Here is a 12,958-nt window from a genome sequence, read left to right as displayed (position 1 = left end):
CAACTTTTTTCCCCAGTTGCGCTGCTTTATGAATTTGGGCGAGAAAGTCTTCTTTCTGTGCAAGCATGGCAGAAAGAATCACGATGTCGCACCATTGCCAATCAGCATCCGTTTCTTGGTTAACATTGCGGTCATAAAACCGAACTTCCCAGTCTGTTGGTAGCATAGCGGCAACAGTCAGAATACCTAGCGGCGGAATAGATGCCTTAAGTCCCGCTATTTTCATGAATTCGTCGTAAGACCAAAACGTTTTGGGAAAACGGGGGTAGAGTAAGAGTACTTTCATTGCTGTAGTCCTCTAATTAAATTTTGCTTGGAAGATTTTTTACTTTTGATAAATCTGTGCCCCGGATAGTGATTGCAGAGATGATGCTACAATGCCACTACCCCTATTCTTTCGCTATCTGTCTTGAGACAGACATTTGCATCGGCAAAGATGATTTTTGAGTCAGTTAGCAGGATTACCACCGTTGTAATAAAACCTAATGGCGGATTTGTGGAGCAAAAAACTGCCAGAGCAATCGTCTGGTGGTAAATCCAGAAATCATTGAGCATTTTTATGGGTCAGAGTAGTAAACGCAACCTCTTGCAATACCTTTGTATTGACCAACAATGCCTTTGTATTGGTTGACAATGCCATTGTATCGACTGACAATGCCATTTATTGGCTTGCAATGCCATTGTATTGGCTGACAATGCCATTGTATCGACTGACAATGCGATTGTTTCGATTGACAATGCGATTGTTTTAGCTAACAATGCCATTGTATCGACTGACAATGCGATTGTTTCGACCTGCAAAAATTAACCCACCTTTTATTAAAGCTCTTGTATAACAGCTTAAATATCTAATCGCGTAACGGCGACTTGACCTAGAAAATGTCAAAATTAAATGAGTTTTGCGTAGGCGGAAAGCAATTTGTCGCCAGACATCGCCACTTTACATAACGCGGATTTGAGATAACTAAGTTGGAATTTATGGGCAAGCAACGTGTTCTTTCTGGAGTTCAACCAACCGGCAATTACCATCTAGGTAACTACTTGGGAGCCATTCGCAACTGGGTAGAAGGTCAGAGCGAATACGAAAATTATCTTTTTGTCGCTGATTTGCACGCGATTACAGTGCCACACGATCCAAAACAGTTAGCAGCTGATACCTACACCCTTGCTGCTCTCTATTTAGCTTGTGGTCTTGATTTAAATCATTCCACCATCTTTGTACAGTCCCACGTTTCGGCCCACAGTGAACTCACCTGGTTGCTCAACTGCATTACACCTTTAAACTGGCTGCAAGACATGATCCAGTTCAAGGAAAAGGCTGTTAAACAAGGAGAAAATGTGAGTGCAGGTTTATTAGATTACCCTGTGCTAATGGCAGCTGATATTTTGCTTTACCAAGCGGATAAAGTGCCAGTGGGTGAAGACCAAAAGCAACATTTGGAATTGACACGGGATATTGCGGCTCGGTTAAATCACCAATTTGGTAAACCAGATCAGCCAGTTCTGAAGTTACCAGACCCTTTGATTCGCAAGGAAGGGGCAAGGGTGATGAGTTTAGCGGACGGTACACGCAAAATGTCAAAGTCTGATCCTTCTGAGTTAAGCCGAATCAATTTGCTAGATTCACCAGAACAGATTCAAAACAAAATTAAGCGCTGTAAAACTGATCCCATTCGTGGGCTGACTTTCGATGATCCAGCGCGTCCAGAGTGTAATAACTTATTAACGCTGTATACATTGCTTTCTGGCAAGAGAAAAGAAGATGTAGCCGTTGAATGTCAGGATATGGGCTGGGGACAATTCAAGCCATTATTGACGGACACGATAATTAATTCCCTGAAACCAATTCAAGAAAAATATCAGGCGATAACGGAGGATAAAGGCTATTTGAAGTCTGTGTTCCGGGATGGAGGAGAAAAAGCGAGAGCGATCGCAAATCAAACTTTATCACAAGTAAAAACTGCTTTAGGCTACTCTCTTCCTCTATAATTTGTCCTTTTTCGGTGTGATTTGCTATACCATTTAAGAAATTGAAATTCTTAATTTTATGCATCACACCCATAGCCCCACAGCCTTTCAGAGAGCTGTACAAGCAGGTGAATTTCTAATTACCGCCGAGGTAGCACCGCCGAAAGGGGGAGATCCAGCGCACATGATTCAAATGGCGGCGACTCTTAAGGGAAGGGTTCATGCTATCAATGTTACTGATGGTAGCCGCGCAGTGTTACGGATGTCTTCGTTAATGGCGTCGGTGATTTTGTCACAAAACGGTATAGAGCCGATTTGTCAAGTTGCTTGCCGCGATCGCAACCGCATCGGTTTACAAGCTGATTTGATGGGCGCTCATGCCTTGGGCATAAATAACATTTTAGCTTTGACTGGCGACCCAGTAAAAGCAGGCGATCATCCAGATGCCAAAGCAGTGTTTGACTTGGAAGCGGTGCGACTGCTGCAACTGATTCGGAAGATGAATCAAGGCGTTGATTGCAACGAGAAACCTTTGAATGATGGAGCGTTAGATTTATTTGTTGGTGCAGCAGTAGATCCACAATGTAATAGTTGGTCGGGTTTGCAAAGCCGATTTGAACGCAAAATCGAAGCAGGAGCGCAGTTTTTTCAAAGTCAGTTAATTACAGATTTTGAGCGGCTAGAAAAGTTCATGGATACCATTGCGGCTGGCTATAAAAAACCAATTTTGGCAGGAATTTTTCTGTTAAAATCGGCAAAAAATGCCCAGTTTATTAATAAGTGTGTTCCGGGTGTAAATATTCCCCAACATATTATTGATAGATTGGCAAAAGCCAAAGATCCTTTTGAGGAAGGGATGAAAATTGCCGCCGAGCAAGTGCAAATAGCACGGCAATTGTGTCAGGGTGTCCATATTATGGCGGTGAAACGAGAAGATGCGATCGCACCAATTTTAGATTTGGCTGGGGTTGCTCCAGTTAATCTGTTGGTATCCAAGTAAAGGAGATAACAAATTTTTTATTAAAGCAGATGGGAACAACCATCTGCTTTTTTATGCTGAAATAGACGGAGTTACACTATTTTTGATAAACTTTGAATATCCAATTTTCGCTTTACTAAATCCAGGTGCAAACTGACAAAATATTTTATAGTTTATTTCAAACTTTCCCTAGCATATTTTTTGCAATAATTGGCGATACGACTGTCAATGTCAACGCATATCAATTTGTTTCAATCGAACTAAAAGAAACTGCTTTTAGGATTGATGGGGTATTCATCCCCACAAGTGAAACCACAAACCAACCCCTCTACTTTGTTGAAGTCCAGTTTCAATTAGACTCGACTTTTTATAGACGTTTCTTTGCCGAAATCTTCATTTACTTGCGTCAAAACGAATCAGTCAATTTTTGGCGTGCTGTTGTCATCTATCCTCAACGAAGTTTAGATCCGGATGATCGGCTGGCGTATCAATTGCTGCTAGACAGTTCACAAGTGCAACGTATTTACCTAGATGAATTAGATTCAGCAGAGAACTCACTTCAAGTTGCGATCGTTAAATTAATTATCGAAAGGGAAGAGACAGCCGTTGACAAAGGTAGAGAATTGATTTTACAAGCAAGGCAACAACTGGCAGATGAAGTTACCACCAAGCAAATTGTAGAATTGATAGAGACTATTCTGTTGTACAAATTTACCCGGTTAAGCCGAGAGGAGTTAGCAGAAATGTTGGGTATAGACGACGAATTCAAAAAGACAAGGATGTATCAATCAATCAAGGAAGACGGCTTAGAAGAAGGTCGCCAGGAAGGTCGCCAGGAAGGTCGCCAGGAAGGTCGCCAGGAAGGTCGCCAGGAAGGTCGCCAGGAAGCTAAGTTAGAAGCTATTCCCCGGTTGTTGGCATTGGGATTGAGTGTAGGACAAGTGGCGGTGGCTCTAGATTTGACGGTGGCGCAAGTACAGCAAGCAGCCCAGAATCAGTCTGGCTGATAGTAAGTGCTGGTTGAGTATGGCGACTGCCTATGGACACTGAGTAAGACCAAATTGTACACGGGTATAAGGAGGTTCTGGCGGTTGAGATGGGAATACCGTTTCCGTAGCATTTCCCCTTGGGAGAAGATGAATAAGACCATCCTTAATTTCAAAGAGATTGGAAGCTCCAACTGAGAGCGTAGCAGGTTGGGATACTTCACGTCAGTCACACTTGCATACAAATATCAACACTATTGAAAGCTATGTCCACTTTTACTTTTTTACCAGCACAAGACCGCTCAGAAACTGGATGGAATGGTTTTGACGCCCTAACAGGCGACGTAAATGGCGATGGATTAACTGATTTAATTTGGAACGAAACAGGTAATATTAATCGCACTTATGTTGGACTTTCTAACGGGAACGGAACCTTTACTTTTTTACCAGCACAAGACCGCTCAGAAACTGGATGGAATGGTTTTGACGCCCTAACAGGCGACGTAAATGGCGATGGATTAACTGATTTAATTTGGAACGAAACAGGTAATATTAATCGCACTTATGTTGGACTTTCTAACGGGAACGGAACCTTTACTTTTTTACCAGCACAAGACCGCTCAGAAACTGGATGGAATGGTTTTGACGCCCTAACAGGCGACGTAAATGGCGATGGATTAACTGATTTAATTTGGAACGAAACAGGTAATATTAATCGCACTTATGTTGGACTTTCTAACGGAAACGGAACCTTTACATTTCTGGGAGCACAAGACCGCTCAGAAACTGGATGGAATGGTTTTGATGCCCTAACAGGCGACGTAAATGGCGATGGATTAACTGATTTAATTTGGAACGAAACAGGTAATATTAATCGCACTTATGTTGGACTGGCAATATAAAATGATATTGTCGCGTTCTGAAAATTTTTTACATGAAGTGCGATCGCCTCTTTTATGTTTAGCAAACCAGAAGCGATCGCACTTAAAATCTGGGTTACATCTTACCGTGTTGCAGCACTTGTTGTAGATGTTGGCGGATCTCTTGTGCGTGTTCAATATCAGATTGGCGTAATTTCTGGAACAACTCTACACAAGGCTGAGAACCTACTTGTTCTGCATCTTTGATGTAGGTATCGTAAGCTTTAACGGCTTCAGCCTTGTTGTGCAAAACGGTGATAAAATCATACTCCAAGTTGCTAATTGGTTCTTGAGACTGTCCATTACCTGTATTTGTAGTCATTGCTTGACCCTCTTTTAGAATTTCTAATTAACTTTATACTCACCCTTAAAGAGCGATTCATCTTCCAAAAAGAGTATATTTCAATACGTCGGAAGTACCTTGCGAGAGTAGATTATATAAATTCGTAATACTTCGGCTCCCTTCCCTATGGGACGCTACGCGAACGACTGCGCTCAAGGCAAGTGCGAGAGTACAAGTTCGTAATTCGTAATTAATAGCCGTTACTCTATACAAGGAGATAGGACAGACAAGGGAAAAAATTCTACCTCATCCCCCTCATCTCCCACTCCCGTTCGGCTACGCTCACGGCAAGCCACTCCCCAGTACAGACGCGATTAATCGCGTCTCTCCCACTCCTCATTTTCATAACAATTTATCCAAGCGGTTGATTCTCATCACATTGACGTGAATACTGGAATTCCAATTCATTTTGCCTTTCCCTACCTCCTCTATAGACAATCGGGCAAAACTTAGTGTTAGCACTCATGCAATCCATGTGTGGCGTCTTAGCACACACCACAAGTAGTCCACCCAGAACAAACAACAAACCACAAATTGCAACCGTATTAACCCAAGAAATTTCCAACGCTCCGTGAACTACTACTTCTCGCAGTAGAGATACAATTGTTACCTCAACTGCTACTCCCACAGAGATACTATGTTCTTGCAAGTAAACCATTAATAGCCGGAATAACTCGACTAAAATCAACACAAATAGTATTTTTGCAGTCACATGTTTATAGTCTAGTGGCTGTATGAGGGCGATCGCTATCCCCCACAATTGAATCAGCATGACGGCGAACAATCCCAAACACAAGACAATCACAATTAAGTCTTGAAAGGCTTCCATGTTGCGAACAATTGAGTGCCGATCAAGCCAGCGATCGCTAAATAAAAATCGACTTTTCTGGCGCTTTTGCATGTACGTTTTTCCAATCGGGACTAGTTCAGACAACACCAGCGAGTCAACCCAATAGTTTTATGTTATGCAATATTAAGCTTTTGCGCCTCAGCGAGGTTGGTAATTTAAATTTTGTGCCTGTTGCAACAATTGTTCGGCATTTTTCGCCCATTGGGGATTTCTCTGAGCATTGTATAAATCTCTAGCAAATTGCAATACTTGTACTGCATCCCCATATTGCTGTAATTGCATAAAAACTAACCCTGCACCATAATAAGCGTTGGGATAGTTAGAGTTAGCTTCGGCTGATTTTCTAAAAGCCTCTAATGCCTCTTGCAACTTGCGTTGCTGAAACCAAATTGAGCCGATATTGTAGTAAGCTTCTGGATACTTCGGATTAATTTTTACTGCCTGATTAAAGGCATCTCTGGCTTGATCGAGTTTACCTTGTTGGAGATAACACATCCCCAGATGGTAAGGAGGTTCTGGTGCATTTTTGCTATATTCTATGGCTTTTCTAAAAGATGCGATCGCTCGTTCGCAATCTCGTTGCTGTTCTCGTACCAACCCCAAGTTATAGTGGGCAAATCCGAGTTTTGGATCAAGTTCTAACGCTCGTTGCAAATAATCGTTAGCTAACTGTAAATTATTGCCCTCTAACAATGCTCCACCTAAATTAGCAAAAGCTGGAGCAAACTTAGGATCGGCTTGCGTCGCTCGATAAAATGCATCCGCAGAGGGTTGTAATTGTCCCGTTTGTCGGAATGCTAGCCCTAAATTATACTGCGCTGGTGCTAATGTCGGATCTAATTGGGTTGCTTGTTTGAAGGCTGCGATCGCATCTTGTACCCTTCCCGTCTGAATTGCTTGTAAGCCTTGGTTTAACCAGTCTACAGCAGTTTTACCATTAGATTGTGCCAGCTTTGAGGGGACAGGAGCAGATAGAGAAACAAAAGGGGAGGAAATACTAACAAGCAGCATCAAACTTACTAACCCTGCTATGCGATATTTAAAGAATGATTTTCCCATTGATTTTCTGACTTGCAACACTTTCAGTTAAATTTACTTTATAAAAAGTTTTTTACAAAAATTTTTATTTTGCCATAAAAGTCCTGATATCTTGCAGCATTCTTGATTAGCACCATCGCCCGCCCAGAAATAAATTTCTGGGCTGATAGCTAAAGTCCACTAAAGTGGACTAAAACCCTTGTTCAGTCTTCAATAGATAGACTTTAGCTATTAGCCTCAGAATTCATTCTGAGGCGGTTGTTGGGACTGGTGCAAGATCTCAGGAATGCTAATTTTGAGAAGCGATGCCGATAGCGAACGCAAGTGCGTCTCCCCTCCCCTTAGCAAGCCTACAGTGTACACACAAGTACTTTCGTTCAGAACACAAGGACTTTCGTTCAGAACACAAGGACTTTCGTTCAGAACACAAGGACTTTCGTTCAGAACACAAGGACTTTCGTTCACAACACAAGGACTTTCATTCAGAACACAAGGACTTTCGTTCAGAACACAAGGACTTTCGTTCACAACACAAGGACTTTCGTTCAGAACACAAGTACTTTCGTTCACAACACAAGTCTAAGACTTACGCAAAAGTACACCAGGACTTACGCAAAAATCACGAAAAAGCTTAATTTATCGAACCGCCCTTCGGGTGACGCTCCTTCGTCGCTAACGCTGCGCTAACACCAGTCGCCTACGGCGGGAAACCCGCCTACAGCGCTGGTTCACCAAGACGCCAAGAACGCCGAGAATTCGTAGAGTGTGCGTAAGTCCTATACACGTTGTAGAGGCAATTCATGAATTGCCCCTACCTGAAAATAAGGATTTCAGCTATTGTTTGCGTAAGTCCTGAAGTCTTTTCGTTCACAACACAAGTATTTTCGTTCACAACACAAGTCTTTTTTGAGCCTTTGAGGGAATGAAACCGTATTGCCTTCGATTAACAGTGAACAGTGAACAGTGAACAGTTATCTATTTTAGGACTTACGCAAACTCTACGATTCTTGGCGTTCTTGGCGTTCTTGGCGGTTCGATAAATTAAGCTTTTTAGTACTTTTTGCGTAAGTCCTATATTTATCTCGCAAGTTTTTGTCCCCCACCTACAGGTGTCAGGCGTTGGTGGCGCAACATTTATCCCCCACAGTATGCCTTGAGGACTGATAACTGATAACTGATAACTGTTTTAAACTGAGTCCCGACAGATTAAGACGGGTACTCAAAAAAAAGGGGGTCACGTCGCTTCGCTCCGAATTCACGCATTCACGCATTCACAATTCGGGAATAAAGAGTTTAAGAAACTTGTATATCTTGTAGCTTTGCCACCATTTCTGCACGCGCCGAAACCTTTAACTTACGAAACATCCTCTTCAAAGCTTGTTTGACGGAATTTTGGGTAATCCAAAGTTTTTCCCCAATTTCCGCGTTTGTTAATCCCTGCGCCACTAACTCAGCAATTTCTAACTCACGCGCTGTTAGAGGATTTACTAAATGGGAATGGGATATTTTTGGTTTTGTCCGTAGAGTTGCCATTTTTGCTGATAAATGAATGCATAAGGCACTCAAATCAGCTAAATCGTTGCCATTAAAAGCAGGATTTCCCTTGTCACGAGCCAAGTTAAGCGTTCCGACAAGACGACCATCGCAAACAATTGGCCCAGTCATTACGTGTTCGTGATCGGAACGCGAACAAAAATGCTTCCAGTCTTTTGGTGATAATAATAACTGTTCATGGGCGGGAGCGTGACGCTCAACCACGTAGCGCCCGACTGGATTGCTTTCTAAGCATACTGCCGGAATGCCCTGAACATCGATTTGGGCCGTTGGTTGCTCATCTAAGAAATAAATGCCCCAATTTTGCACGCCAAAATGCTCACCAATTTTATCCGTGAGAGCTAGCCTTAATTCTTGCTCATTTTGGACATTGGCGATCGCATCAAATACGGCGTGGAGAGAATTAACCATAAGTGTACCCAGTTGGGGACTATCCAAGCCTCAACAATTACTTCTATGCTAATACCAAGGAAACTAAAACGCTAATTACAGTAGCGACTAGGAGAAGCACATGACAGTTACACAACTCTCTGCTCAGGAACTTTTCCGGGCTGCTTATGAGAACCGCTACACTTGGGACAAGAATTTCCCTGGTTATACCGCAAATATTACCTTTAAGCATGATCATAAAGTGTTTACAGGCAAAGTTATCATCAACGCCAATCTCAAAGCGGAAGTTTTGGGTGTAGATGACGAGTCGGCCAAGCAAGCAATTCATGGTCAAGCCTGGGAGATAGCAATTCACCGCATCCGCCGCAGCTTTGAAGACACCCACAGCGCCAATACGTTTAGTTATGGTAAAACTGACGAAACTGGTGCGGTTGAGCTTTTAATGGGTGGTAAGGCTGAGGGCGATAAATACAAAGTCCGCAATAATGAAGTATGCCATGTTCACCGTCTAATTCATGGTACTTATGTGACAATTGACACCTTCAGCAGTCACGACACCGGGGAAGGCTACCTATCCCACAGCTATGATTCTGTGTACCATGACCCCAAGACTGGAGAACAAAAGGGCGGTAGAAGCGAATTTATCGATGAATATGAAAAAGTTGGTGACTATTTCATTCTAAATCGTCGGGAGATTCGCACCGAGACAGCAGGACAAGTTTCTATTCAAGAATTTATCTTCTCTGATATTAAATTGTTGGAACCTGTTGCTGCTTAAGCTGTATTTTGTAATCTAAAAATTAGCGTAGGCGCGGCGGGCTGCGCCTACGCTTTTTTTGACATTGACTAATAACAATCAACTGTTATAGTCAAGTGACCTGTAAGCTTGTGGGGTTTTTCCTGTCCATCGCTTGAAGGCGCGGTGAAATGCACTCGGTTCAGAAAAGCCTAGCAAAAAAGCCACATCATGTATTGGGGCATCTGTTTTTTTAAGGTGTCGTAGCGCTAATTCTTTGCGTGTTGCATCCAAGAGTTGTTGATATGAAGTACCCTCTGTTTCCAGTTTTCTCTGCAAGTTACGAACGCTGATAGCTAGATTGTGGGCAATGGTCTTGAGTGCTGGAACTTCTCCTTTTAAATTAGGACTTACGCATGAGTCACGGAATAACGAACCGCGAACGCGAGTGCGTCTCCAAGAGTTGGCACGAAGGACACGTTCGCCCTTGGCGTCTCCGACAGGAGAAGGAATAAGAGTTGCAGAGAGTTTTTGCGTAAGTCCTGTAAATGTTGAGAAATTGCCTGAACAACAAGGTTGCTATAGGACTCCTATTTGATTTTTGAAATACACGTAGGGTGGGCTTTGCGCACCATATCGGGGTTTTGGTGGGCAAAGCCCACCCTACATTACTGCAAAATTACGCTCTGATGCTGCTGATGTAACCTTCACCACAGATTCAAATAGAGAACAGATTGAGAACCCTGTGACAGGCGATCGCATGACGATTCTTCGCTCAACCCATGATACCAATGGGGAGTATGTAAAATTTTATTTTGAGTTGCCACCGGGATCGCAAGGTAGCCCTCTGCATTACCACGATACTAAGACAGAAATCTTTGAGGTCTTGAGTGGCTCACTAGAGATGGAAGTGGGTCAGAAAGGAAATATCAAAGTATTGCGTGCAGGAGAAGTTTTACAGGTTCCGGCTGGGGTGCATCATAGTTTCCGCAATGCGTCTGATAATTGGGTGACTTTTACTTCTGAAGTACGTGCGGCTGGCGAGTTTGAGCATTTTTTGCGATCAATGTTTGGACTAGCGATCGACAAAAAGGTAAACAAGGAAGGAATGCCTACAAATATCTTGCAATTTGCCTTGCTGATTAAGAAAGCAGACACCATCATCGTTGGCCCACCAGTATTTGTGCAAAAGCTGATGATCGGAGTTTTAGCTGGAATTGCCCGATTTTTGAGGGTGGAGCAGTCATTAGTTAAATACAGATAATTGACACTCTCCTGCCTTTTTTTGCAATTATCTTTCGAGCCATAAAACTCCCAATACGCTACAACAGAAAAAACCCTCTGCTAAACCTGTGAAAAAACGAGTAACCCTTACCTTCCCGAAACGCGCCGTACAAATGCCAGTCACTTACGTACTGGCCAAAGAGTTTAACGTCGCTGCTAATATTATCCGTGCTCAAGTTGCCCCAAATCAAATTGGCAACCTGGTAGTGGAACTATTGGGAGATATCGATCAATTAGATGCGGCGATCGAGTGGATGCGATCGCGCCATATTAATGTTTCTTATACCTTAGGCGAAATTGCGATCGACGAGGATGTGTGTGTCCACTGTGGTTTGTGTACTGGGGTTTGTCCTACCGAAGCCCTCACCCTCCACCCAGAGACATACAAACTCACATTCACGCGATCGCGTTGTATTGTCTGCGAACAGTGTATCCCCACCTGTCCTGTACAAGCAATCTCCACTAACCTTTAACAATCCAAAATCTAAAATCTCAAATTCATATTATCCCAGCTTAAACACATCCGCTATTACACCACTATCACCCACCAGTCTAGTTGTTGCTGGAGAGTCATAAACTACCAATAGCGAAGGTATGCCAGCAACATCCTGAAACAGCGTCATTCCCTCAGCATGATCTTCCCGATTTCCATAGGGAATATCTTGGACAAAATCTGGATTGCTGAAGACATTTTCTCGCAAGTTAACGCCATTTATCCAGCGATAAACTTGCACGGGCCCATCTAAATCCATCGTTGGCCCAGCTAAAATCAACAAATCATTTCCATCTACACACAAATCCCGAATTCCCAAACCATTCAACCAGATAAAATGCTTTTTATATAACTCCTTCGTTTCTCCAATTTGCCGCAGTTTCAGAATTCCAGGGCTAGAATCTTCTAACTCAATTTCCAGCACTACAGCCCAACCCCGCAATACAGGGCCGCGCAAACCCAAAAAAATCCGGTTTTGATAAATGCCTATTCCTTCAATATCAAAGCCATTATCTTTTCCCGCAATTGCTGCCTTGATAAATAAGCCTAAATGGGCGTCATCTGCTAAAGCAGTAAGAAGCAAATTACCCTGGTTTGTCACCTCTAGTTTAGCGGCATTCAATTGCACATCTGGATTTTGGGGATGTGGGCAAGATGAGAATAACTTACCATCTATCAAAGGAATCCTTCCTAAGAGGTAACGGTTGGGTTCTGATTCAATTTTGGTCAGCCTTTTAAAGTTTTGTGCATCGGTTTTATCAGGTTTCGGTTTTTTACGTTTGTAACTATGAGAACCAACAAACCACAAATAAGAATCTGTGTAAGCAAGTCCTTCTATATCAATTTCTTGGTCTTCTGGCGCAGGTAAATTGATAAATTCTGCTACCCGAAATTGCTGATGATCTGTAAATTTATCAGTATCAACCAAAGAGAGACGTTCAATAGTTGAAGTTTCATCTGAACCCAGCCATAAATATTTCTGGTGTGTTAGCAGCAGCGCTGATAAGTCTTCTCTATGTTCTTTAAAATTATCTACAAAAGTCAATAAAACTTGATTGAGCAAATTTGAGTTTGACATTTTTTGATTTCAGGAAGATTAATGATGTTATCATAATAAATGATTTAATTATGCAAAATATTTTTAGAAGCTATCGTATATATGAAATCGCCAGGATGAATCTGCTCTTTAGACCTTTGATAGATATTGGATGTTTCTCTAAGAGGATGCAAGTATTAATGCTCATCAACATACTTGATAATACTCAGTAGATACAAATTTTTAACTAATGTTATTATGCAATAACCTCATGAGGTAATCGTCATTTAAGATCAATTATGAAACTAGCCACACAACCCACGGTAAAAACTCTAGGGGACTACGCCTACCAAGCGATTGAAAAACACTTTAAGAAAACCT

Annotated in this window: 15 protein-coding genes and 1 pseudogene; 7 read left to right on the top strand and 9 right to left on the bottom strand. The window is 42.3% G+C overall.

All coding sequences use genetic code 11. The annotated features are described in order from the left end of the window. From LC574_RS06355 to LC574_RS06345, 3 genes and pseudogenes are all read right to left on the bottom strand, one after another. A pseudogene (locus tag LC574_RS06355) lies at nt 1–286 on the bottom strand (cobalamin B12-binding domain-containing protein); the annotation flags it as partial. An 86-nt stretch (nt 287–372) separates the two neighbouring features. Beyond that, nucleotides 373–555: a hypothetical protein gene (locus tag LC574_RS06350; protein ID WP_229452125.1), complete on the bottom strand. Its 183-nt coding sequence runs from the start codon at nt 553–555 to the stop codon at nt 373–375. 9 nt (nt 556–564) lie between these two features. Then, on the bottom strand, nt 565–801 hold the full coding sequence (locus tag LC574_RS06345; RefSeq protein WP_229452123.1) for a hypothetical protein: 237 nt from the start codon (nt 799–801) through the stop codon (nt 565–567). 177 nt (nt 802–978) lie between these two features. On the opposite strand from LC574_RS06345, the gene trpS reads away from it, so the two are divergent. The 4 genes from trpS (at nt 979) to LC574_RS06325 (ending at nt 4,835) form a co-directional block, all read left to right on the top strand. Further along, nucleotides 979–1,989: a tryptophan--tRNA ligase gene (gene trpS, locus LC574_RS06340; protein ID WP_229452121.1), complete on the top strand. Its 1,011-nt coding sequence runs from the start codon at nt 979–981 to the stop codon at nt 1,987–1,989. 58 nt (nt 1,990–2,047) lie between these two features. After that, nucleotides 2,048–2,968 carry a methylenetetrahydrofolate reductase gene (locus tag LC574_RS06335; protein ID WP_229452120.1) on the top strand — a complete coding sequence of 307 codons (921 nt, stop codon included), beginning with the start codon at nt 2,048–2,050 and terminating at the stop codon, nt 2,966–2,968. Nucleotides 2,969–3,093: 125 nt separating this feature from the next. Next, on the top strand, nt 3,094–3,954 hold the full coding sequence (locus LC574_RS06330) for an Rpn family recombination-promoting nuclease/putative transposase (RefSeq protein ID WP_229452118.1): 861 nt from the start codon (nt 3,094–3,096) through the stop codon (nt 3,952–3,954). Between the two features lie 245 nt (nt 3,955–4,199). Beyond that, complete coding sequence (locus LC574_RS06325; RefSeq protein WP_229452116.1) at nt 4,200–4,835, top strand: VCBS repeat-containing protein; 636 nt, start codon at nt 4,200–4,202, stop codon at nt 4,833–4,835. Between the two features lie 94 nt (nt 4,836–4,929). Here LC574_RS06325 and LC574_RS06320 read toward each other — a convergent pair whose 3' ends face one another. The 4 genes from LC574_RS06320 to LC574_RS06305 form a co-directional block, all read right to left on the bottom strand. Then, on the bottom strand, nt 4,930–5,175 hold the full coding sequence (locus LC574_RS06320) for a hypothetical protein (RefSeq protein ID WP_229452114.1): 246 nt from the start codon (nt 5,173–5,175) through the stop codon (nt 4,930–4,932). Nucleotides 5,176–5,548: 373 nt separating this feature from the next. Further along, a complete protein-coding gene (locus LC574_RS06315; protein ID WP_229452113.1) occupies nt 5,549–6,097 on the bottom strand; it encodes a phosphate-starvation-inducible PsiE family protein in 549 nt (182 codons plus the stop codon). Nucleotides 6,098–6,184: 87 nt separating this feature from the next. Beyond that, nucleotides 6,185–7,105, bottom strand: coding sequence for a lipopolysaccharide assembly protein LapB (locus LC574_RS06310; RefSeq protein ID WP_229452111.1), 921 nt, complete (start codon nt 7,103–7,105; stop codon nt 6,185–6,187). A 1,272-nt stretch (nt 7,106–8,377) separates the two neighbouring features. Then, complete coding sequence (locus tag LC574_RS06305) at nt 8,378–9,049, bottom strand: LuxR C-terminal-related transcriptional regulator (protein ID WP_229452110.1); 672 nt, start codon at nt 9,047–9,049, stop codon at nt 8,378–8,380. A 100-nt stretch (nt 9,050–9,149) separates the two neighbouring features. Here LC574_RS06305 and LC574_RS06300 point away from each other — a divergent pair, with 100 nt between their 5' ends. Then, complete coding sequence (locus LC574_RS06300) at nt 9,150–9,806, top strand: DUF3386 domain-containing protein (RefSeq protein ID WP_229452108.1); 657 nt, start codon at nt 9,150–9,152, stop codon at nt 9,804–9,806. Nucleotides 9,807–9,884: 78 nt separating this feature from the next. Here LC574_RS06300 and LC574_RS06295 read toward each other — a convergent pair whose 3' ends face one another. Continuing rightward, nucleotides 9,885–10,136 carry a helix-turn-helix transcriptional regulator gene (locus LC574_RS06295; protein WP_368736673.1) on the bottom strand — a complete coding sequence of 84 codons (252 nt, stop codon included), beginning with the start codon at nt 10,134–10,136 and terminating at the stop codon, nt 9,885–9,887. A 373-nt stretch (nt 10,137–10,509) separates the two neighbouring features. On the opposite strand from LC574_RS06295, the gene LC574_RS06290 reads away from it, so the two are divergent. Both LC574_RS06290 and LC574_RS06285 read left to right on the top strand, forming a co-directional pair. Then, on the top strand, nt 10,510–11,028 hold the full coding sequence (locus LC574_RS06290) for a cupin domain-containing protein (RefSeq protein ID WP_229452104.1): 519 nt from the start codon (nt 10,510–10,512) through the stop codon (nt 11,026–11,028). 88 nt (nt 11,029–11,116) lie between these two features. Next, a complete protein-coding gene (locus LC574_RS06285) occupies nt 11,117–11,521 on the top strand; it encodes an NIL domain-containing protein (RefSeq protein ID WP_229452102.1) in 405 nt (134 codons plus the stop codon). Nucleotides 11,522–11,551: 30 nt separating this feature from the next. Here LC574_RS06285 and LC574_RS06280 read toward each other — a convergent pair whose 3' ends face one another. Further along, nucleotides 11,552–12,619, bottom strand: a complete 1,068-nt coding sequence (locus LC574_RS06280) for a DUF3616 domain-containing protein (RefSeq protein WP_229452100.1) — start codon at nt 12,617–12,619, stop codon at nt 11,552–11,554. Nucleotides 12,620–12,958: the final 339 nt, after the last annotated feature.

It is taken from the genome of Nostoc sp. CHAB 5715 (assembly GCF_020829685.1).
Lineage (GTDB): Bacteria > Cyanobacteriota > Cyanobacteriia > Cyanobacteriales > Nostocaceae > Nostoc.
This window is presented reverse-complemented; position numbering and strand designations above follow the sequence as displayed.

Bases quoted from the DNA above. Each gene is read 5' to 3' on its own strand.
- LC574_RS06350 (WP_229452125.1), bottom strand. From the start codon at position 555: ATGCTCAATGATTTCTGGATTTACCACCAGACGATTGCTCTGGCAGTT.
- trpS (WP_229452121.1), top strand. From the start codon at position 979: ATGGGCAAGCAACGTGTTCTTTCTGGAGTTCAACCAACCGGCAATTAC.
- LC574_RS06335 (WP_229452120.1), top strand. From the start codon at position 2,048: ATGCATCACACCCATAGCCCCACAGCCTTTCAGAGAGCTGTACAAGCA.
- LC574_RS06325 (WP_229452116.1), top strand. From the start codon at position 4,200: ATGTCCACTTTTACTTTTTTACCAGCACAAGACCGCTCAGAAACTGGA.
- LC574_RS06320 (WP_229452114.1), bottom strand. From the start codon at position 5,175: ATGACTACAAATACAGGTAATGGACAGTCTCAAGAACCAATTAGCAAC.
- LC574_RS06315 (WP_229452113.1), bottom strand. From the start codon at position 6,097: ATGCAAAAGCGCCAGAAAAGTCGATTTTTATTTAGCGATCGCTGGCTT.
- LC574_RS06310 (WP_229452111.1), bottom strand. From the start codon at position 7,105: ATGGGAAAATCATTCTTTAAATATCGCATAGCAGGGTTAGTAAGTTTG.
- LC574_RS06305 (WP_229452110.1), bottom strand. From the start codon at position 9,049: ATGGTTAATTCTCTCCACGCCGTATTTGATGCGATCGCCAATGTCCAA.
- LC574_RS06300 (WP_229452108.1), top strand. From the start codon at position 9,150: ATGACAGTTACACAACTCTCTGCTCAGGAACTTTTCCGGGCTGCTTAT.
- LC574_RS06280 (WP_229452100.1), bottom strand. From the start codon at position 12,619: ATGTCAAACTCAAATTTGCTCAATCAAGTTTTATTGACTTTTGTAGAT.